General features: G+C 71.4%; 24 protein-coding genes. 12 read left to right on the forward strand and 12 right to left on the reverse strand.

Translation table 11 applies throughout. The features are described 5' to 3' along the window. Window positions 1-5: 5 nt before the first annotated feature. Window positions 6-872, reverse strand: coding sequence for a shikimate dehydrogenase family protein (locus tag ACL00U_RS02770; RefSeq protein ID WP_159557320.1), 867 nt, complete (start codon window positions 870-872; stop codon window positions 6-8). Between the two features lie 58 nt (window positions 873-930). Between ACL00U_RS02770 and ACL00U_RS02775 the strand changes: the two genes are divergently transcribed. Beyond that, window positions 931-1938 (forward strand): iron-siderophore ABC transporter substrate-binding protein, encoded by a 1008-nt coding sequence (locus tag ACL00U_RS02775; protein ID WP_031259322.1) that lies wholly within the window; start codon window positions 931-933, stop codon window positions 1936-1938. 86 nt (window positions 1939-2024) lie between these two features. Here the strand turns inward: ACL00U_RS02775 and ACL00U_RS02780 are convergent, their stop codons facing one another. Further along, window positions 2025-2429 (reverse strand): DUF1304 domain-containing protein, encoded by a 405-nt coding sequence (locus tag ACL00U_RS02780; RefSeq protein WP_017886278.1) that lies wholly within the window; start codon window positions 2427-2429, stop codon window positions 2025-2027. 60 nt (window positions 2430-2489) lie between these two features. Between ACL00U_RS02780 and ACL00U_RS02785 the strand changes: the two genes are divergently transcribed. Both ACL00U_RS02785 and ACL00U_RS02790 read left to right on the forward strand, forming a co-directional pair. Next, complete coding sequence (locus tag ACL00U_RS02785) at window positions 2490-2825, forward strand: chorismate mutase (RefSeq protein WP_017886277.1); 336 nt, start codon at window positions 2490-2492, stop codon at window positions 2823-2825. Beyond that, a complete protein-coding gene (locus ACL00U_RS02790; protein ID WP_412873784.1) occupies window positions 2822-3910 on the forward strand; it encodes a lactonase family protein in 1089 nt (362 codons plus the stop codon). Before ACL00U_RS02785 ends, ACL00U_RS02790 begins: the two co-directional genes overlap by 4 nt. Before the next feature lie 254 nt (window positions 3911-4164). Here the strand turns inward: ACL00U_RS02790 and ACL00U_RS02795 are convergent, their stop codons facing one another. The 4 genes from ACL00U_RS02795 to purS are packed head-to-tail and all read right to left on the reverse strand — an operon-like array spanning window position 4165 to window position 8450. Then, window positions 4165-5085 (reverse strand): 2-hydroxyacid dehydrogenase, encoded by a 921-nt coding sequence (locus tag ACL00U_RS02795; protein WP_412873785.1) that lies wholly within the window; start codon window positions 5083-5085, stop codon window positions 4165-4167. 13 nt (window positions 5086-5098) lie between these two features. Further along, a complete protein-coding gene (gene purL, locus ACL00U_RS02800; protein WP_236559540.1) occupies window positions 5099-7480 on the reverse strand; it encodes a phosphoribosylformylglycinamidine synthase subunit PurL in 2382 nt (793 codons plus the stop codon). A gap of 17 nt (window positions 7481-7497) precedes the next feature. After that, the gene (purQ, locus tag ACL00U_RS02805; RefSeq protein ID WP_031259320.1) at window positions 7498-8193 is read right to left on the reverse strand and encodes a phosphoribosylformylglycinamidine synthase subunit PurQ; all 696 of its coding nucleotides are present in this window, start codon (window positions 8191-8193) and stop codon (window positions 7498-7500) included. Window positions 8194-8198: 5 nt separating this feature from the next. Beyond that, window positions 8199-8450, reverse strand: a complete 252-nt coding sequence (gene purS / locus ACL00U_RS02810; protein WP_017886272.1) for a phosphoribosylformylglycinamidine synthase subunit PurS — start codon at window positions 8448-8450, stop codon at window positions 8199-8201. A 178-nt stretch (window positions 8451-8628) separates the two neighbouring features. Here purS and ACL00U_RS02815 point away from each other — a divergent pair, with 178 nt between their 5' ends. Together ACL00U_RS02815 and ACL00U_RS02820 are read left to right on the forward strand one after the other, a co-directional pair. Further along, window positions 8629-9237, forward strand: a complete 609-nt coding sequence (locus tag ACL00U_RS02815) for a PadR family transcriptional regulator (RefSeq protein ID WP_017886271.1) — start codon at window positions 8629-8631, stop codon at window positions 9235-9237. Beyond that, window positions 9234-10778 carry a DHA2 family efflux MFS transporter permease subunit gene (locus tag ACL00U_RS02820; protein WP_412873786.1) on the forward strand — a complete coding sequence of 515 codons (1545 nt, stop codon included), beginning with the start codon at window positions 9234-9236 and terminating at the stop codon, window positions 10776-10778. Before ACL00U_RS02815 ends, ACL00U_RS02820 begins: the two co-directional genes overlap by 4 nt. Window positions 10779-10881: 103 nt before the next feature. On the opposite strand, the gene ACL00U_RS02825 is transcribed toward ACL00U_RS02820, so the two are convergent. After that, window positions 10882-11703: a cytochrome c oxidase assembly protein gene (locus ACL00U_RS02825; RefSeq protein ID WP_017886269.1), complete on the reverse strand. Its 822-nt coding sequence runs from the start codon at window positions 11701-11703 to the stop codon at window positions 10882-10884. Between the two features lie 166 nt (window positions 11704-11869). Next, window positions 11870-13183 carry an acyltransferase family protein gene (locus ACL00U_RS02830; RefSeq protein ID WP_412873787.1) on the reverse strand — a complete coding sequence of 438 codons (1314 nt, stop codon included), beginning with the start codon at window positions 13181-13183 and terminating at the stop codon, window positions 11870-11872. A gap of 169 nt (window positions 13184-13352) precedes the next feature. On the opposite strand from ACL00U_RS02830, the gene ACL00U_RS02835 reads away from it, so the two are divergent. Both ACL00U_RS02835 and ACL00U_RS02840 read left to right on the forward strand, forming a co-directional pair. Beyond that, window positions 13353-13799: a Fur family transcriptional regulator gene (locus ACL00U_RS02835; RefSeq protein WP_017886267.1), complete on the forward strand. Its 447-nt coding sequence runs from the start codon at window positions 13353-13355 to the stop codon at window positions 13797-13799. A gap of 94 nt (window positions 13800-13893) precedes the next feature. After that, complete coding sequence (locus ACL00U_RS02840; protein ID WP_412873788.1) at window positions 13894-15411, forward strand: catalase; 1518 nt, start codon at window positions 13894-13896, stop codon at window positions 15409-15411. Window positions 15412-15485: 74 nt separating this feature from the next. Here the strand turns inward: ACL00U_RS02840 and ACL00U_RS02845 are convergent, their stop codons facing one another. From ACL00U_RS02845 to ACL00U_RS02855, 3 genes are all read right to left on the reverse strand, one after another. Then, window positions 15486-16052 carry a GNAT family N-acetyltransferase gene (locus tag ACL00U_RS02845; protein WP_412873789.1) on the reverse strand — a complete coding sequence of 189 codons (567 nt, stop codon included), beginning with the start codon at window positions 16050-16052 and terminating at the stop codon, window positions 15486-15488. A 110-nt stretch (window positions 16053-16162) separates the two neighbouring features. Next, a complete protein-coding gene (locus ACL00U_RS02850) occupies window positions 16163-17032 on the reverse strand; it encodes a VOC family protein (protein ID WP_214532703.1) in 870 nt (289 codons plus the stop codon). Between the two features lie 68 nt (window positions 17033-17100). Then, entirely contained in the window at window positions 17101-17886 is a 786-nt protein-coding gene (locus ACL00U_RS02855) for an SDR family oxidoreductase (protein ID WP_042539098.1), read from the reverse strand. A 194-nt stretch (window positions 17887-18080) separates the two neighbouring features. Here ACL00U_RS02855 and ACL00U_RS02860 point away from each other — a divergent pair, with 194 nt between their 5' ends. The 4 genes from ACL00U_RS02860 to ACL00U_RS02875 all read left to right on the forward strand — a co-directional run bounded on the left by ACL00U_RS02860 (window position 18081) and on the right by ACL00U_RS02875 (window position 21996). Next, the gene (locus tag ACL00U_RS02860; protein ID WP_139179626.1) at window positions 18081-18656 is read left to right on the forward strand and encodes a hypothetical protein; all 576 of its coding nucleotides are present in this window, start codon (window positions 18081-18083) and stop codon (window positions 18654-18656) included. Then, complete coding sequence (gene lepB, locus ACL00U_RS02865; RefSeq protein ID WP_263137118.1) at window positions 18653-19300, forward strand: signal peptidase I; 648 nt, start codon at window positions 18653-18655, stop codon at window positions 19298-19300. Before ACL00U_RS02860 ends, lepB begins: the two co-directional genes overlap by 4 nt. Continuing rightward, window positions 19297-20124, forward strand: coding sequence for a helix-turn-helix transcriptional regulator (locus ACL00U_RS02870; protein WP_412873790.1), 828 nt, complete (start codon window positions 19297-19299; stop codon window positions 20122-20124). The genes lepB and ACL00U_RS02870 overlap by 4 nt, the downstream gene beginning before the upstream one ends. 252 nt (window positions 20125-20376) lie before the next feature. Next, complete coding sequence (locus ACL00U_RS02875) at window positions 20377-21996, forward strand: MFS transporter (protein WP_161598091.1); 1620 nt, start codon at window positions 20377-20379, stop codon at window positions 21994-21996. 65 nt (window positions 21997-22061) lie between these two features. Here the strand turns inward: ACL00U_RS02875 and ACL00U_RS02880 are convergent, their stop codons facing one another. Continuing rightward, entirely contained in the window at window positions 22062-22379 is a 318-nt protein-coding gene (locus tag ACL00U_RS02880; RefSeq protein ID WP_017886258.1) for a hypothetical protein, read from the reverse strand. A 109-nt stretch (window positions 22380-22488) separates the two neighbouring features. On the opposite strand from ACL00U_RS02880, the gene ACL00U_RS02885 reads away from it, so the two are divergent. After that, window positions 22489-23703, forward strand: a complete 1215-nt coding sequence (locus tag ACL00U_RS02885; protein ID WP_071250456.1) for a PP2C family protein-serine/threonine phosphatase — start codon at window positions 22489-22491, stop codon at window positions 23701-23703. Window positions 23704-23799 lie beyond the last annotated feature (96 nt).

Below are 23799 nucleotides of genomic sequence, written 5' to 3' on the forward strand. Positions count from 1 at the left end.
TTCGGCTAACCGCTGATGACGGCGGGCAGATCGACCGCGGTGCGCATCGCCCGGCGGACCCCGGCCTCGTCGGGGAGCAGCTCGTCCTCGTCGCCGGTCAGGAAGAACCGGATCTGCCCGATCGCCTGCTCGGTGAGCATGTCGAGGCCGTTCAGCACCCGCCCCCCGGCCTCGGTCCAGCGGCTGGCGACCGCGGTCGGCCACGGTTCGTAGGCGACGTCGAACAGGACGGCGTCGGGTCCCGACGGCCGGACGTCCAACGCGTCGGCGGCGCCGCCCGGCAGCGTCGACAGGACGAACCCGTGGTGGGTGCCGGTGAGGTCGGTCAACGGGTGGACCTCGAGCGTCACACCGAGCCGGACGGCCAGGTCGACCAGCGGGTGGGTCTTCGCGGTGTGGCGGACGAACACCCGCACGAGCGAGGCACCGAGCCGGACGGCAGCGGTCAGGGCACTCGCCGCGGTGGCACCGCCGCCCAGGATCGTGGCCTCGCCGGGCAGGTGTCCGAGCGTCTCGACCGGTCGGACGAGGCCCTGCACGTCGGTGTTCGCGCCGGCTCGCACGATCGTGGTGCCCTCGTGGCGGAACGCGACCGTGTTGGCGACCCCGAGCTCGTCGACGAGCGGGGTCGTGCGGTCGAGCAGCGGAAGCACCTCGCGCTTGAGCGGCATCGTGAGGCTCAGCCCACGCCATTCCGGACCCAGCCCCGCGACGAACGCGGCGAGCCCGCCGGACGCGACCTCGTGCCTCCCGTACGTGAAGGGCAGGTCGAGCGCATCGTAGGCCGCTGCGTGGAGCGTGGGCGAGAGCGAGTGCGCGATGGGGGAGCCGAGCACCGCGAGGTGCGTGCGGCCTGGTTCGGTGAACGCCACGGTCACCCAGCCTAGCCAGCCGTTTTCTTGAGCACCCCGTTAGGTTAGGCTACCCTTCGTGAACCGTTCCCCCTTGCGTCTCCGACGCGTGCTCGCCGCGGCCGGCGCCGTCGTCGCCGCGTCCCTCGTCCTCGCCGGCTGCGCGTCCGGCTCCGGCTCCTCGACGGACTCGGCGTCCTCGGGGTCGTCCGACGCCGCGTTCCCGGTCTCGATCACGACCGGCCTCGGCACCACCACCATCGAGTCGGCACCGAAGCGCGTCGTGGCGCTCGGCTGGGGCGACGCCGAGACCGCCCTCGAACTCGGTGTGCAGCCGGTCGGCGCGAGCGACTGGCTCGCCTTCGGTGGCGACGGTGTCGGCCCGTGGCTCAAGGGTGCGTACGACAAGTCCCCGAAGATCATCCAGACGCTCGAGCCGAGCTACGAGGACATCCTCAAGCTCAACCCCGACCTGATCCTCGACGTGAAGTCCTCGGGCGACAAGGAGCGGTACGACAAGCTGTCCGCGATCGCGCCCACCCTGGCGATCCCGAAGGGCGGCGCGAACTACCTCGCCTCGACCGAGCAGCAGACGACCATGATCGCGAAGGCGCTCGGCAAGGAGTCCGAGGGCAAGAAGCTGCTCTCCGGCCTCGACGACGCCTACGCCGCGGCCCGCAAGGCGCACCCGGACTTCGCGGGCAAGACGGCCGTCGTCGGTGCCTACAGTTCCGAGGGCTTCGGGGCGTACGCCTCCACCGACAGCCGCTCGACCTTCATGCGAAACCTGGGCTTCGAGATCCCGAAGGCCATCGACCAGCAGGCCGGCAAGGAGTTCTCCGTGCACCTGTCCGACGAGAACCTCGACCTGCTCGACGCCGACCTGACGCTGATCCTGCCGATCTACGTGGACGCGTCCGAGGCTTCATCGAACAAGCTGTTCCAGAAGGTGCCGTCGGTCGAGGCCGGGCACGCGATCGTGTTCGACGACAAGGACGTGTCGTCGGCGTTCTCGATGGGCACCACGGCCGCGATCGAGTGGGCGCTCGACAAGCTGCCGGCGGAGTTCGAGAAGAAGCTCGGCTGACCCAGAGCGCTTCTCCACCGCGAAAGCGACAGGGTGCCGCCGATGTTCGGCGGCACCCTGTCGCTTTCGCAGTTCGGGGGGACGGACTAGGCGCCGACGGTGGACCCCAGCAGCGCGAAGAGCAGGGCGATCAGGGGGAGCGTGCCCTGCTTGAACGCGGAGTTGACGTACTTCCGGCCGGAGCCGATCAGGACGACCGCTGCCCCGAGCATGCTCGCGGTGGAGAACACCACGAGCGTCCAGCCGCTCACCGTGTTGCCCGCGAGCACGAGCACGACGCCGAGGATGGCCCCGATCGCCAGGAACAGGTTGTAGAAGCCCTGGTTGAAGGCGAGCGAGCGGGTCGCCACGGCTTCGGTCTCGGAAGCGATGCCGAAGATCCGGCGCGCTTGCGGACTGGTCCAGATGACCGATTCGAGGAAGAAGATGTACACGTGGATGAGGCCCGCGAGGACCGCACAGACACCCGAGATCACCAGCAGGACCGACATGTGCACATTCTCGCAGGCGCGGGCGGGGTTCCGCTGCACGTCCGCCAGTAGGCTCGGACCATGAACGACGAGGTCACCCCGCCCGAGGCCGAACCGAGCGCGGAAACCAGCGCCGTCGCCGAACTCCGCAGCATCCGGCAGAGCATCGACAACATCGACGCCGCCGTGATCCACATGCTCGCGGAACGCTTCAAGTACACGCAGCGCGTGGGACACCTGAAGGCCGACTCGGGCATGCCGGCTGCCGACCCGGACCGCGAACGGACCCAGGTCGCCCGGCTCCGGTCGCTCGCCACCGACTCCCACCTCGACCCCGCCTTCGCCGAGAAGTTCCTCAACTTCATCGTCGCCGAGGTCATCCACCACCACGAGCGCATCGCGGGCCGCGACGAATGAACGTCGGGCTGCCGTCGCTGCTGATCGGGTCGTACACGGCGACCGGCGGCGGGAACGCCACGGGCATCTCGCTGGTCGACGCCGGCCCGGTCGGAACCACTCCGGCGCCCCGGACCGTCGCGGTGCTCGACGACCCCTCGTTCCTGGCCGTCTCGGGTGACCGGGTCTACGCGGTCTCCGAGACGAACGACGGCGCCGTGTCGGCCTTCCGGCTGCAGGGCGGCGCGCTCGAGCACCTGTGGGACGCCCCCGCCGGTGGGGACGCCCCGTGCCACATCCGGGTCGACCCCTCGGGCGCGCTCGTCGTCACGAACTACGTCTCCGGCACCGTCACGGCGATCTCGTTGCTGGCAGCCGAGTCGCACGCGGCCTCGCTGACGGCGAGCGACGGTGTGGTGCTGCACGGTGACGCCGACCAGCGCTCGGTGCCGGCCGACGCGGCCGAGGTCGCCGTGCTGCCCGACGTCACCGGCCCCGACGAGGACCGCCAGGACGGCCCGCACGCGCACCAGTCGATCGCCACCCCGGACGGCACGGTCCTGGTCGCCGACCTGGGCGGCGACGCCCTGCACGAGTTCCGCATCACGGTGTCCGTCGACGGGGCCCCCGACATCGAGGCGGTCCGCGTGCACCACGTGGCACCGGGTGCCGGCCCGCGGCACATGACCTGGATCGACGGCGACCTGCTCGTCGCCGGTGAGCTCGACGGCCGCGTGTACCGGCTGCGTCGCGATGACTCGGGGTCGCTGGTGACGATCGCCGCGGTGCCCGTGTTCGACGGTGCCGTGGGGGAGTCGCTGCTCAGCCACATCGAGGTCGACGACGCCGGCCGTGTCTACGTGGCCGTGCGTGGGCGTGACCTGCTCGTGGTGCTCGACGCGCGTGACGGCGGGCTCTCCGTCATCGGGTCCGTTCCCTGCGGTGGGGTCTGGCCGCGGCACTTCGCGCGGGTGCCCGGGTTCGTGCTGGTCGCGAACCAGATGTCCGACGCGGTGGCCGTGCTGCCGCTCGACGCCGACGGCATGCCCGGCGAAGCCGTCGCGCAGATCCCGGTCGCCACCCCGACCTGCATCGTCCGCGTCTGACGCCGGCGTGTTCGTGCGTGCGAGCCTGCGTGACGCCGGCGTGTTCGTGCGTGCGTGCCTGCGTGACGCCGGCGTGTTCGTGTGACGCCCCGAAGTCGTCGAGACGCCCCCGAATTCGGCGGCGTCTCGACGACACTGCGGCGTCGGAGCGACACGACGGCGTCTGGACAACACCGCAACGCCCCAACGCCGCAATGCCGCAGCGGGACGAGACGAGACGAGACGAGACGCCGGCGTCTTCGAAGCCCAGCGCGCTAGAAGTCGATCAGGTTCTCGAAGGGGCGGCCCTCGGCCAGCGCGGCGACCTGCTTGCGCATGAGCTCGATCGACCTCGGCACGCTCAGGTCGGTGTTGCCGCCGACGTGCGGCGTGAGCACGGTGTTCGGCGTCGTCCACAGCGGGTGTCCGTCGGGCAGGGGTTCCGGGTCGGTGACGTCGAGCGCCGCGAACAGCCGCTCCGACCGCAGCTCGGCGACCAGGGCATCGGTGTCGACGACCTTCCCGCGCGCCACGTTCACCACGAGGGCGCCGTCCGGCAGCGCCGCGAGCAGCTCCGCGTCGACCAGCCGTTCGGTCTCGGCGGTGAGCGGGGCGATGAGCACGAGCACGTCCGTCGTCGGAGCCAGGTCGGGCAGCTCGCCGAACGCGTGCACGTGCCGACCGTCCTGGTCGCGAGCGGTCCGGGCGACCACCGTCACCTCGGTGCGGAAGGCCTCGAACCGGGTGGCGATCGCGGACCCGATCGCCCCGTAGCCGACGACGGTCACCCGGCGGTCGGCGAGCGATCGGGTCTCGCGGGCGTCCCAGACGCCGTTCGCCCGGTCGACCTGGAACGCCGAGATCTCGCGGAGCGAGGTCAGCGCCAGGCCGACGGCGAGCTCGGCGGTCTCGTCGTCGTGGATGCCGCGACCGTTCGCCAGCTGCGAGTGCCCGGGCACGTGCGGGATCGCGTGCTCGTACCCGGCGCTCGGCAGCTGCAGCAGCTGGAGCTCGGGCAGGTCGTGCACGAACTGCCAGCGGTGCCGCCCCGCGAAGTAGAACGGCAGGAACGTGATCGCGACGTCGTCCGGGCGACCGTACGGCGACTCGACGTCCCAGACGTCCAGCTCGATGCCGTCCGGCACGGGGCCGAACCGGTCGACGAGCTCGGCGAACGGCAGGGTGACGATCGGCATCCGCGGACCGGGCCTAGGCGTCGGTGCGCGGCGAGAAGGCACCGTCGGAGTCGAGCGGCCCGCGGCCGACGTACCCCTCGGTGACGTCCTCGACGATCACGTCGCCGAAGCGGGCCGGCAGCGTCGCGGCGTGCGTGCCGCGCAGCTCGTCGACCGTGGCCTCGAACGCGCCCTGGACCTCGAGCGTGCTCGACGTCGCGTCGGTCACGCCGATGCGCAGCACCGGGAAGCCCCGGCCGGCGCACATGCCCTGGAACCGCACGTCGTCCTCACGCCGGACGGTCACGATGACGCGACCGGTCGACTCGGAGAACAGCGCCGTCGCGGTGTCGATGCCGTCACGGGTCTCGAGCTCGTCGAGGACCACGCGGGCACCGATGCCGAAGCGGAGCACGGACTCGGCGAGCGACTGGCCGAGGCCGCCGTCCGCCAGGTCGTGCGCGCTGGTGAGCAGCTGCTCACCGGACGCCGCGTACAGCAGCTCGGCGAGGGCCTTCTCGCGCTCGAGGTCGACCGCCGGCGGACGCCCGCCCAGGTGGCCGTGCACGGTGCCGGCCCACGCGGAGCCGTCGAGCTCCAGGCTCGTGGTGCCGAGCAGGTAGATGTTGTGGCCGTCGTCCTGCCATCCCGACGGCACGCGCTTGGCGACGTCGTCGATGATGCCGAGCACGCCGACGACGGGCGTCGGGTGGATCGGGGTCGAGCCGGTCTGGTTGTAGAACGACACGTTGCCGCCGGTGACCGGGATGCCGAGCTCCATGCAGCCGTCGGCCAGGCCCTCGACCGCCTCGGAGAACTGCCACATGACCTCGGGGTTCTCGGGGGAGCCGAAGTTCAGGCAGTCGGTGACGGCAGCGGGAACGGCACCGGTGACGGCGACGTTCCGGTACGCCTCGGCGAGGGCCAGACGGGCACCCTGCTTCGGGTCGAGCTGGCAGTAGCGGCCGTTGGCGTCGGTGGCGATCGCGACGCCGAGCCCGGTTTCCTCGTCGACGCGGATCATGCCGCCGTCGTCGGGGAAGGACAGCGCGGTGTTGCCGAGCACGTAGGTGTCGTACTGGTTCGTGACCCAGTTCTTCGACGCCAGGTTCGGCGAACCGAGCAGCTGCAGGAACTGTGCCCTGAGCGCGGGGCCGTCGGCCGGACGGTCGAGCGAGGCGGCCGTGTCGGCCTGCAGCGCGTCGATCCAGGTCGGGTAGGCGACCGGGCGGTCGTAGACCGGGCCGTCGACGGCGACGGTGCGCGGGTCGACGTTCACGATCTCCTGGCCCTGCCAGTCGATGACCAGGCGGCCGGTGCCGGTGACCTCGCCGAGCACGCTGGTCTCGACCTCCCACTTGCCGACGACGCTCAGGAAGTCGTCGAGCTTGTCGGGGCGGACGACGGCCATCATGCGTTCCTGGCTCTCCGACATCAGGATCTCTTCGGCGGTGAGCGTGGGGTCGCGGAGCAGGACGTCGTCGAGCGAGATGTGCATGCCGCCGTCACCGTTGCTCGCGAGCTCCGAGGTGGCGCAGGAGATGCCCGCCGCACCGAGGTCCTGGATGCCCTCGACCAGGTCCTTCTGGAACAGCTCGAGGCAGCACTCGATCAGGACCTTCTCGGCGAAGGGGTCGCCGACCTGCACGGCCGGGCGCTTGGTCGGGCCGCCCTCGGTGAAGGTGTCGGACGCCAGGATCGATGCGCCGCCGATGCCGTCGCCGCCGGTGCGGGCCCCGAACAGGACGACCTTGTTGCCGGCACCGGAGGCGTTCGCCAGATGCAGGTCCTCGTGGCGCAGGACGCCGACGGCCAGGGCGTTGACCAGCGGGTTGCCCTGGTACACCGGGTCGAAGTAGGTCTCGCCGCCGATGTTCGGCAGGCCGAGGCAGTTGCCGTAGAACGAGATGCCGCCGACGACCCCGTGCACGACGCGCGCGGTGTCCTCGTGGTCGATCGCGCCGAAGCGGAGCTGGTCCATCACGGCGACGGGGCGGGCACCCATCGAGATGATGTCGCGGACGATGCCGCCGACGCCGGTGGCCGCACCCTGGTAGGGCTCGACGTAGGACGGGTGGTTGTGCGACTCGACCTTGAACGTCACCGCCCAGCCGTTGCCGACGTCGACGACACCGGCGTTCTCGCCCATGCCGACCATCAGGTTCTTGGTCATCTCCGGCGTGACCTTCTTGCCGAACTGCCGCAGGTAGTTCTTCGAGGACTTGTAGGAGCAGTGCTCGCTCCACATCACCGAGTACATCGCCAGCTCGCCCGAGGTGGGGCGGCGGCCGAGGATCTCCTTGATGCGGGCGTACTCGTCCGGCTTCAGGCCCAGCGCGTCGTACGGCTGCTCCTTGTCGGGGGTTGCTGCCGCGTCCTGCACGGTGTCGGGCTTCGGGCGAACGTGTGTCGTCACGGTGTCGTTGTTCCCTGTCACTTGACGAGCGCGTGCTCGATCACGGAGGTGAAGAAGGTCAGGCCGTCGGTGCCCGAGGCCATCGCGGCGGGGGTGTCCGGGCCGAACCCGGCCTCGGTCGCGTGCTCGGGGTGCGGCATCAGGCCGACGACGTTGCCGCGCTCGTTCGAGACGCCGGCGATGTCGTCGATGGAGCCGTTCGGGTTCACGCCGAGGTAGCGGAACACGACCTGGCCGTTGTCCTCGATGCGCTTGATGGTGTCGGCGTCCGCGACGAAGCGGCCGTCGGCGTTCTTCAGCGGGATGGTGATCTCCTGCTGGGCGCTGAAGCCGGAGGTCCAGGCGGTCGCGGTGGTCTCGACGCGGAGCTTCTGGTCGCGACGGATGAACTGCTGGTGTGCGTTGCGGGTGTGTGCCCCGGGGACCAGACGGGCCTCGGCCAGCATCTGGAACCCGTTGCAGATGCCGAGCACGGGCATGCCCTTGCCGGCGGCGTCGATGACCTCGGCCATGATCGGGGCCTTCGCGGCGATCGCGCCGGCACGCAGGTAGTCGCCGTACGAGAACCCGCCGGGCAGCACGATCGCGTCGACACCCTGCAGGTCGTGGTCGCCGTGCCACAGGGCGACGGGGTCGGCGCCGGCGAGACGGACGGCGCGCTGGGCGTCGCGGTCGTCGAGCGAGCCCGGGAACGTGATGACGCCGATGCGCATCCGGGTCACTGGCCTTCCACGGTCACGGACACGACGTCCTCGATGACCGCGTTGGAGAAGACGTCGGCTGCGATGTCGCGGACCTCGGCGAGCTTGGCGTCGTCGACGGGGCCGTCGACGGTCACCTCGAAGCGCTTGCCGATGCGGACGTTGGTCAGGTCGGCCTTGCCGAGGCGGGCCAGGGCGTTGCCCACGGCCTTCCCCTGGGGGTCGAGGATCTCGGCCTTGGGCATGACCTCGACGACGATCGTTGGCACGTGTTCTCTCCAGCACTTCAGGGGTGGGGGGACGCGACCAGTCTACGGGGCGCGCGCGACACGCCGGGACGGCCCCGGGCCTCCAGGCGGGCCCTTCCTGTGCGGTTGCTCACGTCTGTTCCAACGCGTATATTCCAAGTCGAATAGTCAACAACGAACAAGCGGACTGGAGGCACGTGTGCCGTCGCTCACGCCACTCGCGTTCGCCGCGCTCGGGCTCCTGGCCGAGGGGCCGACGCATCCCTACGAGATGTTCCAGACGATGACGCACCGCCGGGACGGCCGGAACGTCAAGGTCCGGCCCGGAACCCTGTACCACCAGGTCGGCCGACTGGTGGAGCTCGGCCTCGCCGAGATCGTGGGGACCGACCGGGCGGGCAACCGTCCGGAACGCACCACCTACGCCATCACGGACGACGGGTGGACGGCCCTGCACGACGGGCTCGTCCGGCTGATCGCCGAACCGGCCGAGGAGTACCCCGTCTTCCACCTGGCCGTCGCCGAGATCGAGAACCTGTCGGTCGACGAGGCCGAGTCCGCGCTGCGGGCGCGGGTCACGGCACTCCGGGCCCAGCGCGACGAGGCGGACGAGATCCTCGGGATCGTCCGGGCGAAGGACCTGCCCGAGCGGTACTGGCTCGACGTGTCGTACGTGCGTGCGATGCTCACGACGCAGATCGAGTGGCTCGCCGCCACGGCCGACCGGATCGCCGCCGGCCACATCTCCTGGGACGCCCACGCCGCGTCCGCAGACACCACCACGAACAGCAAGGAAACCACTCGATGACCACCGTCACGCCTCCGCGGACGACCGAGAAGAAGCCGTGGCCTGCCCTGTGGGCACTCGTCGTCGGGTTCTTCATGATCCTCGTCGACTCGACCATCGTGTCGGTCGCCACCCCCACCATCGCCCAGGAGCTCGACGCGGACATCAACTCCGTGATCTGGGTGACGAGCGCCTACCTGCTCGCCTACGCCGTGCCGCTGCTCATCACCGGCCGGCTCGGTGACCGCTTCGGCCCGAAGGTCATGTACCAGATCGGCCTCGTGGTCTTCACGCTCGCCAGCCTGTGGTGCGGCCTGGCCGGCTCGATTGAGGTGCTGATCGTCGCCCGCGTCGTGCAGGGCCTCGGCGCCGCGATGATGAGCCCGCAGACCATGTCGGTCATCACCCGCATCTTCCCGCCGCAGAACCGCGGTGCGGCGATGGGCCTCTGGGGCGCCGTCGCCGGTGTCGCCTCGCTCGTCGGCCCGATCGTGGGCGGCCTGCTCGTCGACGGCTTCGGCTGGGAGTGGATCTTCTTCGTGAACGTCCCCGTCGGTGTCGTCGCGTTCGTGCTCGCGCAGCGTTTCGTGCCGTCGTTCGAGCGGCACGGGCACCGGTTCGACTACCTCGGCATCTTCCTGTCCGCAGCGGGCCTGTTCCTGCTCGTGTTCGGCATCCAGGAAGGCGAGACCTACGACTGGGGTGTCATCGCCGGTCCGATCTCGGTGTGGTCGCTCATCATCGTCGGTCTCGTGGTGCTCGCCGGCTTCGTGGTCTGGCAGGGCGTGCAGAAGGGCGAGCCGCTGCTGCCGCTCGGTCTGTTCAAGGACCGCAACTTCACGCTGGCCAACGTCGCCATCACGGCCGTCGGTGTCGCGATCGCCTCGTTCGCGCTGCCGATCATGCTGTGGGCGCAGGACGTCCTGCGCTTCTCGCCGACCCAGGCCGCACTGCTCCTCGTGCCGCAGGCCGTGCTGTCCGCCGCGCTCGCGCCGGTCGTCGGCAAGAACCTCAACCGCTGGAACCCGCGCTGGGTCGCCGCGTTCGGGCTCGCCTGCTTCTCGGTCGGCCTGTTCTGGTTCGGTGCCCTGCTGACGAGCGGCGCCGGGTGGGGCTGGGTGCTCCTGCCGAGCGCGCTCCTCGGGCTCGCCAACGCCTGCATGTGGGGGCCGCTGTCCGTCTCGGCGACGCGCAACCTGCCGCCGAAGCTGGCCGGTGCCGGCTCGGGCGTCTACAACACCACGCGGCAGATCGGTGCTGTGCTCGGTTCCGCCGGCATCGCCGCCCTGATGGAGGCCCGGATCACCGCGAACTTCCCGGCGTCGTCCGGTGGGGCCACGGCCGGTGGCGCGGAGCAGCAGGTCGGCGCTCTGCCGGGCTTCCTGCTCGAGCCGTTCTCCACGGCCATGGGTGAGTCGCTCTACCTGCCGGCGATCGTGCTCGTCGTGGCCATCGTCGCGGCGCTGTTCCTGGCGAAGCCGAAGCAGACCGTCGCCTGGCAGCAGACCGGTTCGGTCACCACGCAGCCCGACGCCGAGCCCGCGGGAGCCCCGGCGAAGTAGAGCACGAGCGCTTCGGCGCCCAACGAGTGAGCAGAAGAAGTCGAGTCACCTCCGGGTACTCGACTTCTTCTGCTCACTCGTGTCGGGGACGCACCCCCGCCCGTCAGCTGCGGCGCTGCAGGTGCGCCCGGGTGAGCTCATCCATCTGCTCGTCGGTCAGGGCGTCGACGTCCCGGGCCTCGCGGCGGTCGGTCCGCTGCCACCGGATGAACAGCGCGACGAGCACGGGGATGTCCGCCACCTCGGCGATGAACCACAGCAGGTCGCCCGCCAGGTGCTGGTCCTGCAGCGGGGACGGGTACCAGGCCCGTCCGACCACGGGCACGAGGGACCCGTCGAGCACGTGGTTCGTGATCCGCAGCACGATGCCCGGCACCGCGTCGACGACGAGCTCGACGAACGCCAGCAGGAACTCGGCCGTGGCGAACGTCGACGAGACGAGCACACCGACCTCGGACAGCGGCGCGAGCAGGCCGAACCCGAGCGCCGGCACGGTCACGGTGATGACGGCGGCCCAGACGGGGGACTCCCGGATCACGCTCGAGAACGGGGTGAGCAGGACGGCGAACAGCGCCAGCGCGACCAGCGGGGCGACGATCGCGTTGCCGAGCAGACGCACCGGACGTGACCCCATGACGGCGTCGGCGGCCTGCGCGAGGCGAGCCGGGCCTCCGATCCGGAGCAGTGCGACGGGCGCACCGAGCGCGGCGAAGGTGGGGACCGCGAAGAACAGCAGGGCGGCGCGCAGGACGAACGCCCAGCGCAACCGCTCGTCGTCGACGCCGACGATGCCGAACTGCAGGACGCCGAACAGCACGAGCGCCGTGACGAAGGCGAGCGTGCGCCACCACGGCCACCGGGCACCTCGTCGGACCGCTCCGACGACCCAGCGGCCGTAGGCGAGCGCGGCGACGACGAGGAGCACCGCCGCCAGGGGGTCGAACCGCCAGGTGCTCCAGAACTCGGGTGTCGACGGCGTGGGGAGCCTCCTGGGGATCAGGCGGACTCGTCCGTCGTTCCGCCGGAGCCATCCTCCGTCCGCCCGGGGTGCGCCGGGGGTCCGGCGTGCCCCCGGGACGGTGAGAACCGGTTCAGATCCGGGCGACTCCGCGTGCCGGGACGGTCCGCGACAGCAGCCAGACGCCCACCGGAACGGCCACGGCTCCGACGAGCGCGACACCGAACGACAGGTGCAGCTGCATCACGAGGAACGCCGGGCCGATGGTGCAGAGGGCCGCGACGGCGACGACCGGCCAGGCCGGACGGTCCGCCGACGGCAGCAGGCGGGGGAGCGGCCGGTCGAACCAGCGAAGGGCACGAGCCACCCCGAGGGCGACTGCGAGCACCACGACCAGCGCGACGATCCGGGACGCCCACCACGGGCCGGAGCCCGGCGCCGGGAACGGCACCCCGACGAGCAGGGCGATGCCGTTCAGCGCGATGAACAGCGGCAGGTGCCACAGGTAGATCGTCATGCCGTCGCGGCCGAGCACGAACACGGCCCCGAGCGCGGCACGGGTGCGCATCAGCCGGGTGAGCGGCGCGTGCACGAGCTGGACCAGGCACGCCTGCGCGATCGCCAGGAACGCCAGCGGCAGCATCGGCGGGTTCAGGTCCTGCAGCATGTCCGGCGCCCACAGCCCGACCGAGGTCATCGGCACGAGCACGGCGTAGGCGGCGACCGCGATGGCCAGCAGGAGCACCTTCGACCGGCGCGCGAACCACCCGTCGGCCCAGAGGAACCCGAGCTGCTGCGCGAAGAGCCACACCGGTCCCAGGTTGAGCAGCCCGACCTCGGCGACCCCGGTGGCCAGGCGGACGGCGTCGACCACCGCGGCGAGCACGAGCAGCACGGCGAGGGTGGCCCAGGGTGCTCGCTCGTGCAGGCGCATCATCACGGGGACGCAGCACTGGGTGATGCCGTAGGCGGCCAGGAACCAGAGCGGCGACCCGATGCCGAACGCGACCTCGGCCAGCAGCGCCGGCGGCGTGCCCGCGGCCGTCGCGACCCCGAGCCCGAGCGCGAGGAACACGAACAGGGGTACCGCGGGCCGGAACAGCCGCACCAGGCGGGTGGCCAGGTAGTCGCGGGCGGGGCTCGGCGCACCACGGGCGACGGTGCTGCGCCAGCCGACGGCGCTCGCGAACCCGCCGACCACGAAGAACAGCGGCATCACCTGCCCGACCCAGGTGGCGGCGACGTACCAGGGGAGTTCCTGCAGCGGGCTCGTCACCCGCACCCCCTGGGCATCGGCGGCGACGCCGACCATCGTGACGTGCACGATGACGACGAGGACGACGCAGGCCGTCCGGATGAGGTCGACGACCAGGTCCCGCTTCGCGATGATCCCCCGGACGTCCGCTCTGCTGTTCGCCTGTTCAGGCAGACCTTGGCTCGTGGACATGTCCGGACGTTAGCGTGCGGAACGGTCGGTCCAGTGTCGTTCCAGCTGATCGCGACCGGATCGTGACACTTCGTATTCCGGTAGCGGCATGCGTCACCTCGCTGGCCAGCAGCAACAGCTCGTGTACAGTGGACGTGTTGTCTTGATTCCTGCAAAAGAAAGGCTCAGCATGGATGCCGACGCCGATCTGCTCCGCACGTCGGGGCTCCGGGTCACGACCCCGCGCCTCGCCGTGCTCCGCGCGACGGACTCGATGCCGCACGCCACCGCGGATGACATCGTCGTCGCGCTCGCCGCCGAGCTGCCGACCACCAGTCACCAGGCCGTCTACGGGGTGTTGAACGCCCTGACCGGCGTCGGGCTCGTCCGCCGCATCGAACCGGCAGGCAGCCCCGCGCGCTACGAGCGCCGGACCGGTGACAACCACCACCACATCGTCTGCACGCTGTGCGGCGCGATCGAGGACGTCGACTGCGCGGTCGGCCACTCGCCCTGCCTGACACCGTCCGAGACCCACGGCTTCGCGGTCACCACCGCCGAGGTCACCTACTGGGGCATCTGCGACCGCTGCGCAGCGGCAGAGCGCGACGACGCAGACGCCCCCACGCCCGCCTGACGGCGACCGCCCCACCGCACCGGCGCCACGACGCGCCGGACCCCGAGCCACCCGAGCACCCCTGACCGAACCAAGTCCCACCCCAGGAGGAACCGTGTCCGACCAGAACACGCCGACCGGCACCCCGACCACAACGACCAACAGCGGCGCACCCGTCTCGAGCGACGAGCACTCGATGGGCGTCGGGGCCGACGGCCCCCTCGCGCTGCACGACCACTACCTGGTCGAGAAGCTCGCCCAGTTCAACCGTGAGCGCATCCCGGAGCGTGTCGTGCACGCCAAGGGCGGCGGCGCCTTCGGCACCTTCACCGTCACGCAGGACGTCTCGCGCTTCACCCGTGCCGCGTTCCTGCAGCCCGGGCAGACCACCGAGATGCTCGCCCGGTTCTCGAGCGTCGCCGGTGAGCAGGGCTCGCCCGACACCTGGCGCGACCCCCGCGGCTTCGCGCTGAAGTTCTACACGTCCGAGGGCAACTACGACCTCGTCGGCAACAACACCCCGGTGTTCTTCATCCGCGACGGCATCAAGTTCCCGGACTTCATCCGTTCGCAGAAGCGTCTGCCCGGCTCGCACCTGCGCGACCACGACATGCAGTGGGACTTCTGGACCCTGTCGCCCGAGTCGGCGCACCAGGTCACGTGGCTGATGGGCGACCGCGGTCTGCCGGCGAGCTGGCGTGAGATGGACGGCTTCGGCTCGCACACCTACCAGTGGATCAACGCCGACGGCGAGCGCTTCTGGGTGAAGTACCACTTCATCACCGAGCAGGGCCACAAGACCCTGACGCAGGAGGACGCCGACCGCATCGCCGGTGAGGACGCGGACTTCCACATCCGTGACCTGCACGCCGCGATCGAGCGTGAGGACTTCCCGCGCTGGACCCTCAAGGTGCAGGTCATGCCCTACGAGGACGCCGCGACCTACCGCTTCAACCCGTTCGACCTGACGAAGGTGTGGCCGCACGCGGACTACCCGCTCATCGAGGTCGGCACGATGGAGCTCAACCGCAACCCGGAGAACTACTTCGCGCAGATCGAGCAGGCGACCTTCGCCCCCTCGAACTTCGTGCCCGGCATCGCGGCGAGCCCCGACAAGATGCTCCTCGCGCGCATCTTCAGCTACGCGGACGCCCACCGCTACCGCGTCGGCACGAACCACGCCCAGCTGCCCGTGAACGCCCCGAAGAACGAGGTCCACTCGTACTCGAAGGACGGCGGTATGCGCTTCGACTTCCAGAAGTCCGAGGTGCCGGTGTACGCGCCGAACTCCCTCGGTGGTGCGCACGCCGACCCGACCGCGACCGACGACGCCCCGGGCTGGGAGTCCGACGGCGCGCTGCAGCGTTCCGCCGCGACCCTGCACCCGGAGGACGACGACTTCGGTCAGGCCGGCACGCTCGTCCGCGAGGTCCTGGACGACGCCGCCCGTGAGCGCCTGGTCGGCAACATCGCCGGTCACGTCTCGAAGGTGACGCGCGACGACCTGCGCGAGCGCGTGTTCGCCTACTGGACGAACGTCGACGCCGACCTGGGTGCGCGCGTGCGCGCCGCGGTCGCGCCGAGCGCGCCCGGCTCGAACGAGAACCCCGAGAAGGTCGCGGTCGAGGCGTAAGCCCAGGCCGCAACGAGCGGACGGGAGGCCCGGTACCAGCTGGTACCGGGCCTCCCGTCCGTCGGTCGTTGTGGCTAGACCTGCTGGCCGTTCAGCCAGATCGGGCCCGTCGGCCACTCCTCGAGCTGCGCTGCCACCGGCAGCGCCATCCAGCCGCCCTGTTCGGTGTTGCTGACGCCGGCGCCCTCGGCGGTGAACGCCGAGAAGGTGCCGACGGCCTCGGGGAACTCGTGCCAGCCGAGCTTCGCGTAGAAGGGGATCCGGTCCTCGCCGGCCCCGAGGAACCCGTACGGCACCTGCAGCCCGTCGAGGACCGCGTGGGTCCGGGTCATGAGCTCACGGCCGACGCCGGTGCCCTGCAGCCGGGGTGACACGGCGACCAGGCCGGTGTCGCCGACCAGGACGTCCTGCCCGCCGACGGTGACGAACATGCGGCGGATGCCGACGTGGGCCAGGACGACCCCGTCGGCGTCGTGCGCGAGCACGCGGCGTTCCGGCTGCATGCCGGACCAGCTCCGGCCGCCCACGTACCAGTGCGACCAGTCGGGGAAGGCCTGCCCGAGCAGCGCCGCGATCGCTTCGTGGTCGGGGAGCGACAGCGTGCTCTCCTCGACCACCTCCCACCGGATGTCGTCAGTCACGGGTCCATCCTGCCGGTCCGGCGGCCGGTGTGGGGAGGTTTCGCGCTGGGCGACACCTCGCGGGTCCGGGCGGGCGTGGGGTGTCGGTCAGCGCGAAGTGTCGCGACACATCAGCCGCGACCGGGCGTCGTCACCTCGATGCGGTTCGCCCAGGGGTCGTCGAACGCCACGGTCCGGCCGTCGTCGGCGAGCTCCACGCCGCCGTGCCGCATGCGTTCGGTCAGCGCGCCGAGGTCGTCGACGGCGGGGACCTCGATGCGGACGAGGCCCAGCCCGAGGGCCTGCTGTCGTCGCCCGGCGCCGCGGGAGTTCCAGGTGTTCATCGCCATGTGGTGGTGGTAGCCGCCGGCGCTGACGAACAGCGCCTCGCCGAACCCCGCGGTGGTCTCGAAGCCGAGCGTGTCGACGTAGAACGAGCGCGCGGTGGCGACGTCGCCGACGGACAGGTGCACGTGGCCGACCTTGCCCGGGCGTGCCGCGGCGGTGTCCAGGGCGTCCTCGGTCAGGTGGGACTGCAGGAACGCGTTCGGGTCGACGTACTTCGTGTCCATGTCGATCACGCCGTGCGTCCACGACCACTCGGTGCGGTCGCGGTCCCAGTACAGCTCGACGCCGTTGCCCTCGGGGTCGGTGAAGTAGAACGCGTTGCTCACCAGGTGGTCGGCGCTGCCGGTGAAGGACGCCGGGTACTGCGTGGCGACCGAGTACAGCGCGGCGGCCAGGTCGGCCCGGGTGTCGAACAGGATCGCCGTGTGGAACAGTCCGGCCTCGCGCGGGCCGGCGTGCTGCATCGCGGGGGCGTGCTCGAGGATCACGATCGGCGTCCTGCCGCGACCCAGCACGGCGACGCCGCCGTCGTGGGAGAGCAGCGACAGCCGGACGCCGTCGCGGTAGTACCGGATCATCGCGTCCAGGTCCGCGACGCGGAGTGTGACGGCGCCCATCCCGGTGTCGGCGGCGAGGAGTTCGTGCGTTTGCATGCACCAAGTGTGCGCCCATTTGGTTGACGCGTCAACCAATTCGATGACGCGTCAACCAATCCGGTGCGTCAAGCGCTGTTCGAGATCCCGCCGTCCGACTTCAGCAGCTGGCCGTTCACCCACGCACCCTGCTCCGAGCAGAGGAACCCGACGAGCGCCGCGGTGTCCGACGGGCGTCCGAGCCGGCCGAGCGGCGTGCCCTCGACGGCCCACCCCTTGACCTCGTCGGACATCCAGCCGGTGTCGTTCGGCCCGGGGTTCACCACGTTGGCGCTCACCCCGAGGCTGCCGAGCTCCTTCGCGGCACCGAACACGATCCGGTCGAGCGCCCCCTTCGACGCCCCGTACGGCAGGTTGTACGCGATGTGGTCGCTCGTCAGTGCGACGATCCGGCGTCGGTCGCGCGGGGCGGCGTCACCGGCGCGCTCGAGCCCGGCCGCGTAGGCCTGCACGAGCAGGAACGGTGCGCGCGCGTTCACGGCGAAGTGGCGGTCCCACGACTCGACGGTCGTGGTGCGGAAGTCGGAGTCGACGGACTCGCAGTGCGACATGACGAGGGCGGACACGGGGGCGCCGGCTTCCGTCTCGGCGCGGCCGACGAGTGCGGCCGCCTGCTCCGGGTCCTCCAGGTCGACCGGGAGGCGCGTCACCCGTGCTCCCGCCGCCTCGCACTCCTGCACCACCGACTCGACCCCGTCCGGGTCCGCCCCGCCGCTCACGCGGTCGTCGTAGGGCCCCCACCACGAGATGGCGAGGTCCCATCCGTCTGTTGCCAGTCGGGTCGCGAGTGCCGCGCCGATGCCGGCTCTGCGGCCCACGCCGGTCACCAGGGCGAGTGGTCGTGCGGACGTCATCCGTTCCTCTCCCTCTCCCTCGGCCGACACGCTACTCCGCAAGCTCCGTAGCGTGTCGGAACCGGCTCGTGGGGCCCTGTCCGGCGCTCCGTCGCGCCGATCGGCACCCAGTCTGCCGGAACCGGCCACCCGTGTGGCCATCGCACCCGGTGTCCTGTCGGCGGACGGCCGACCGCGGGGGCCAAGATGGACGGATGCCACGAACACGACGGCCCTCGCGACCGGGGCGCGGACCCCGCGGCGGTCGCCCGGACCCCCGCGACCTGCCACTCGAGCACGTGCGCGACCGGATGTCGTCCTACATCTACGGCAACATCACGGTGCTGGCCGTCGCGATCGCGGTGGACCCGGAGCAGATCCACCACGGCGCCGCGGTGGCGACCGTGCTGGCGACCGCGGTGCTGACGTACCTGGCGCACGTGCTCGCGCACCTGGTCGCGCACGGCCTGGGCGACGACGGCGAAGGATCAGCCGCCGAGCGTGCTGCCCGCCGCGAGTCCGTCGCGACGATCGTCCGGAACGCCAACCCGATCGCGACCTCCGGGCTGATCCCGGCGGTCCTCTATGCCGCGGCCTGGATCGGCTGGCTGCCGGCCGAGTGGGCGCAGATCGCGGCGACCGTGATCCTGGTCGTGCGCATCGGTCTGGTGGGGGTGTTCATGCAGCGGTTCAGCGGGAAGCAGCCGACGTTCCTCGGACTGTGGGGCGGGATCGTGCTCGCCGCGGTGGCGTTCGTGATCGGCCTCGTCAAGGTGGTGCTGACGCATTGAGTGGCACGCACCCCGACGCCGGACCCGACTCCGGACCCACCGCCGAGACCGACCCGAAGCGCGGCGGTCTGCGGTTCCTGCGCGACCTCGTCATCATCGTCGTCGTGGCGCTCCTGGCGTCCTTCCTGGTCAAGGCCTACCTGGTCCGCGCGTTCTCCATCCCCTCCGGCTCGATGCAGAACACGCTGCTCATCGGGGACCGGGTGCTCGTCAACGAGCTCGTGCCCGGGGTCGTCCCGCTGCAGCGCGGTGACGTCGTGGTGTTCCACGACCCGGGCGGCTGGCTCGGCATGGGCCAGGGCGACGACCTGATCAAGCGGGTCATCGGCCTGCCGGGTGACACGGTGTCGTGCTGTGACACCCGGGGCCGGCTGTCGGTGAACGGGCACGCGGTCGACGAGCCCTACGTCGTGCTCGAACGCGGGTCGAACCGCGTCGTCGGCAAGGACTTCGAGGTCACCGTGCCGAAGGGGCGCATCTGGGTGATGGGCGACAACCGGTACGACTCCGCCGACTCGCGGGTGCACGGCACCGTGCCGGTCGACGACGTCGTGGGGCGCGCCTTCGTGACGACGTGGCCGATCTCGCGGTGGTCGGTGCTGTCCCGGTACGGCGACGAGTGGGACCGGGTCCCGTCGCCGTGACCACGGACGACCAGGGATTCGGGTACGAGACCGGCGGCGACGACGACCTGTCGATCCACCGGATCGCGACCCCGGGCAAGCGGTCCGGCACGATCGGTCCGCGCCCCGACCACGTCGTGTTCTGGCTCGCCGACGGCCGGGCCAGCCTGACCGCGGACGACGGCGAGCACTGGGAGGTCGGGGCGGAGCGGCCGATGATGCTCTCGGCATCGTCTGCGTACGGCTTCGAGACCGACGCGACCGCCACGACGCTGCTGCACCTGTCGCCGTCGCTGCTCGGTGACACGGGGGAGTCCTGGGTGTTCCGGCAGCCGGACGCGGCCGACCCCGCGCTCGAACCACTGCGGGCACTGCTGCGTGAGGTCTCCGGGCGCATCCTCGACCCCGCCCTGCCCGTCGACGACCGTGCGGCCCTGAACCGACGGATCGCGACCGTCGTCCTGTCGACCTTCACCCGGTCACGATCGGACGTCGCGGACCGGATGCGGCGGGCGATCGGCTTCGTCCACGACCACGCCGACCAGGTGCTGACCGTGGCGGACGTCGCGGCAGCCTGCGACCTGAGCGAGCGCGGGCTGCAGGACCTGTTCCGCCGTCGGCTCGGCGTCACCCCCATGGAGTACCTGCGCGAGGTCCGACTCGACCGGGTGCACCTGGAGCTGGGGCGCCCGGGTGCCCGCGCGCTGCTCGTCAGCGAGGTCGCGCGGCGGTGGCGGTTCCGTCACCTGGGTCGGTTCGCGGCGTACTACCGGGATCGCTTCGGGGAGCAGCCGCACCAGACCATCGAACGGGGCGCCCTGGGCACGGGTCGACCGACGCGGTGATCCCGGATCGGGGCCGGCTCGGCCCGGCTCGGTCCGGTTCGTCCGTTGACCGAACCCGCGGAGCCTGGCCCTCCCGTACTTTGCGGATTCCGGCTATCCTGCCCGCAGTTGCCGCGCCGGGCGTGACGGCGCCCGGACCGTGCGTCCTGGTCGCCACGGTGCGCGTGTGACGCGACCACGGCCTGGAGGCGCGGTGTGCGCCCGACGCGCACCGCGCCTCCAGACAGTCCCGGTTCCACCCCAGGAGGCGACGTGACCACGGACCGCACCACCGACGCACCCCGCGGCGGCGCCCTGGCGCCGCTCGCGATACCGGTCTTCCGCGCCCTGTGGATCGCGGTGCTGGTGAGCAACATCGGCAGCTGGATGCAGACCGTCGGGGCGCAGTGGCTGCTCGTCGACGAGCACGCCGCACCCGTCGTCGTCGCCCTCGTGCAGACCGCATCGAGCCTGCCGGTACTGCTGGTCGGGATCCCCGCCGGGGTGATCGGCGAGTTCGTCGACCGGCGACGCCTGCTCATCGGCGTGCAGGCGTTCCAGGTGGTCGTCGGCGTCGTGATGACCGTGCTGACCGCGACCGGCGACATGACCCCGGCGCTCCTGCTCACCGTGACGTTCCTGCTCGGCACGGCCTCGGCGCTCCAGCTGCCCGCGTACCAGGCACTCGTACCCGAGATCGTGCCACGTGCCGCCATCACCGACGCCGCCGCGCTGAGTTCCGTCGGGGTCAACGTCGCCCGTGCGATCGGACCGGCGCTCGCCGGCGTGGTGATCGCGCAGCTCGGCGTGCCGTTCGTGTTCGCGGCCAACGCGCTGTCGTTCGCGCTCTTCCTGGTGGTGCTCGTCGCCTGGCGCGGCTACCAGCGGCCCGAGACCCGGGCCGAACCGTTCATCGACGCGACCCGCGCCGGCCTGCGGTACGTCCTGCACGCGGCGGTCGTCCGCCGGTTGCTGGTGCAGCTCGCGGTCTTCATGGTGCCCGCGAACGCGCTGTGGGCACTCCTGCCGCTCGTCGCCGACGGGTCGCTCGGGCTGTCGTCCGGCGGGTACGGCCTGCTGCTCGCCGCCGTCGGAACCGGTTCGGTCGGCGGGGCGTTCGTGATGCCCGCGGTCCGCGCACGGCTCGGGATCGGCCGCACGGTCGGCACCGCCTCCGTCGTGTTCGGGGTCTGCACCACGGTCGTCGCGCTCGTCCCGGTGCTGGCGGTCGTGCTCGTCGCGCTCCTGGTCGGCGGGGTGGCGTGGATCGCCGTGGTGACGACGCTGAACGGCACGGTGCAGGCGTTCCTGCCCGCGTGGGTGCGGACCCGAGGGCTCGCCGCCTACCAGCTGGTGCTCTTCGGCTGCACGGCGATCGGGGCGGCGCTCGCCGGTGCCGTCGCCACACCCCTCGGGGTGACGGGCGTGCTCGCCGGGGCCGGAGTCCTCACCGCGCTCAGTGCCGCCCTGCTGCTCGTGTCCGGGTTCCCGGTGCTCACCGACCGGCAACGGGCCGTGACGCCGATGCCGTTCGGCGACCAGGTGTTCGTGCCGGACGACCACAGCGCTGCAACGGGGGAGACCCTCGTGCTGCTGCACTGGACGGTCCCGGCGGGCGCGGTCGACGAGTTCCGGGCGCGGGCCGAACGGCTCGGGCGGAGCCGACGCCGGACCGGCGCCCGTGACTGGAACCTGTACCGGGACCGGGCGACCGGGCCGGACGCCTGGGTCGAGGCGTTCCGAGTGGGGTCGTGGCAGGAGCACGTCGACCAGCACGAGGTCCGGCAGACCGGTGACGATGCCCGGACCCTGCGGGCCGTGCACGAGATCGCGGGTGAACCGCGGGTGGAGCACCTGGTGGCGGAGGGGGCCAGCGGGCCGTCGTCGAGGTGACGGGCGGGGTCAGCGGGCCGTCGTCGGGGTGACGGGGTCAGCGGGCCGTCGTCGGGGTGACGGGGTCAGCAGCCCGTCGTCGTCAGGGTGACCGTCGCGACCGTGCCGTTGGAGACCTTGGTCGTCTGGGGGCAGAGGTCGCCGGCGCGGACGGTGACCTGGCCGAGCGGGACACCTGCGAAGTCGGCCGTCCCGCCCGGGAACACCCGCTGGTGCTCGGAGAGCTTGCCGGTCGAGGCGAACACCTTGACCTCGTAGGGGCGGTCGGCGGCGTTCGACGAGACCGTGACCGACACCTGGCCGGTGGAGTCGTGGGCGCCGCAGCCGGCGAGGGCCAGGAGCGCGGCCACGCCGAGGACGGTTGCGGGGACGACTCGGAGCACGACGACCAGCGTACGCCGATGCTCGCTCGCTCCAGTGCGCTCCGCCCACGCTCCTGCGCCCTCCGGACTGGGGCCAGGCACTGTCCGTTCGGCGCGTTACCGTGGACGCATGCAGCCGGAAACCGCGATGTCCGTGCCCGCGCCGACCGGGGCCGATGCGGTCCGGCGAGCGGCCCTGATCGCGGCGCTCGACGTGGTCGACGGCGGCGTCGAGGAACGGTTCGAACGGATCACCCGGATCGCACGCGAGGCCCTCGGGGTCTCCGGCTCGTTCCTCAACCTGGCCGGCGAGAACACCCTGACGATCAAGTCGCAGCAGAGCGACGCGGTCTTCGGCCCCGTCATCCCGCTGCAGGACACGTTCTGCGGCCGGACCCTGGGCGAGCAGGGCCCCGTGGTCGTCGCCGATGCCCGACTGGACGACCGGTACGCCGACCTGCCGATGGTGCTCGGCGACCCGAACGTCCGGTTCTACGCCGGCGTCGGACTCCGCGCCCCCGACGACGACCTGAAGATCGGCACCCTCTGCCTGATCGACCCCGAGCCGCGAACCCTGGACCCCGACGAGCTCGAACTGCTGCAGGAACTCGGCGTCTGGGCGGAGCGTGAACTGCTCACCGGTGCGGACGAGGACCGACTGCGCACCGTGCTCAACGGTCTGCAGCCGGCCGAGGTGCAGGTCCCCGGGTACCGGATCACGGGGGTGTCGATCCCGCACGGCCTCGTCTCCGGCGACTTCCACGACTGGCACCGCTCCGGCGAGGACTCGATCCACCTCACCGTGTCGGACGTCATGGGCAAGGGGATGTCCGCCGGGCTCCTCGCGGCGAACATCCGCGGTGGGCTGCTCGCCCGCGGCGACCAGGACCCGTGCGTCGCGCTCGCCGAACTCGAGGTGCAGGTCGCGCCCGAACTCAGCCGCGCAGAGTCCTTCGCGACGATGTTCCACGGGCGGCTGACCCCGTCCACCGGGCGACTCGACTTCGCCGATGCCGGGCACGGGCTCGTGCTGCAGCTCCGCGACGACGGTGCCGAGCGGATCCTGCGGTCGTCGGACCTGCCGATCGGGTTGCACCCCACCGGGATGCCCCGCGCGGCCGGGTCGCTCGTGCTCCGGCCGGGTGAGGTGCTCATCGTCGTGACCGACGGCGCGCTCGAGCTCTGGGACTCGACGCTCGCGGCGCTGTCCGAACTCGGATCGCTGTACCGGGAGTCCGCGGACGTCGAGACGTTCCTGCAGCGGGTGCGAGCCCGCGTCGTCGAGCACGACCCGGGCGACGACCTGACCGTCGTCGTGGTGGCGCGCGACGCCGTGGAAGCCTGAGCGGTCACGAACCGTCGGCTGACTCGTCGGCCGGTCGCGCGGCGTGTGGTCGCGACACGTCGCGTGCGTGCCGCCGAGTGGTCGCGAACTGTCGGC

The organism is Curtobacterium poinsettiae (genome assembly GCF_047226435.1).
In the GTDB taxonomy this organism is placed as follows: domain Bacteria; phylum Actinomycetota; class Actinomycetes; order Actinomycetales; family Microbacteriaceae; genus Curtobacterium; species Curtobacterium poinsettiae.

What these genes read in the sequence shown, in the direction of transcription:
- ACL00U_RS02780 (WP_017886278.1), bottom strand. Translation starts at nt 2,429, where the DNA reads ATGTCGGTCCTGCTGGTGATCTCGGGTGTCTGTGCGGTCCTCGCGGGC.
- ACL00U_RS02785 (WP_017886277.1), top strand. Translation starts at nt 2,490, where the DNA reads ATGAACGACGAGGTCACCCCGCCCGAGGCCGAACCGAGCGCGGAAACC.
- ACL00U_RS02790 (WP_412873784.1), top strand. Translation starts at nt 2,822, where the DNA reads ATGAACGTCGGGCTGCCGTCGCTGCTGATCGGGTCGTACACGGCGACC.
- ACL00U_RS02795 (WP_412873785.1), bottom strand. Translation starts at nt 5,085, where the DNA reads ATGCCGATCGTCACCCTGCCGTTCGCCGAGCTCGTCGACCGGTTCGGC.
- purQ (WP_031259320.1), bottom strand. Translation starts at nt 8,193, where the DNA reads ATGCGCATCGGCGTCATCACGTTCCCGGGCTCGCTCGACGACCGCGAC.
- ACL00U_RS02820 (WP_412873786.1), top strand. Translation starts at nt 9,234, where the DNA reads ATGACCACCGTCACGCCTCCGCGGACGACCGAGAAGAAGCCGTGGCCT.
- ACL00U_RS02830 (WP_412873787.1), bottom strand. Translation starts at nt 13,183, where the DNA reads ATGTCCACGAGCCAAGGTCTGCCTGAACAGGCGAACAGCAGAGCGGAC.
- ACL00U_RS02835 (WP_017886267.1), top strand. Translation starts at nt 13,353, where the DNA reads ATGGATGCCGACGCCGATCTGCTCCGCACGTCGGGGCTCCGGGTCACG.
- ACL00U_RS02850 (WP_214532703.1), bottom strand. Translation starts at nt 17,032, where the DNA reads ATGCAAACGCACGAACTCCTCGCCGCCGACACCGGGATGGGCGCCGTC.
- ACL00U_RS02855 (WP_042539098.1), bottom strand. Translation starts at nt 17,886, where the DNA reads ATGACGTCCGCACGACCACTCGCCCTGGTGACCGGCGTGGGCCGCAGA.
- ACL00U_RS02860 (WP_139179626.1), top strand. Translation starts at nt 18,081, where the DNA reads ATGCCACGAACACGACGGCCCTCGCGACCGGGGCGCGGACCCCGCGGC.
- ACL00U_RS02885 (WP_071250456.1), top strand. Translation starts at nt 22,489, where the DNA reads ATGCAGCCGGAAACCGCGATGTCCGTGCCCGCGCCGACCGGGGCCGAT.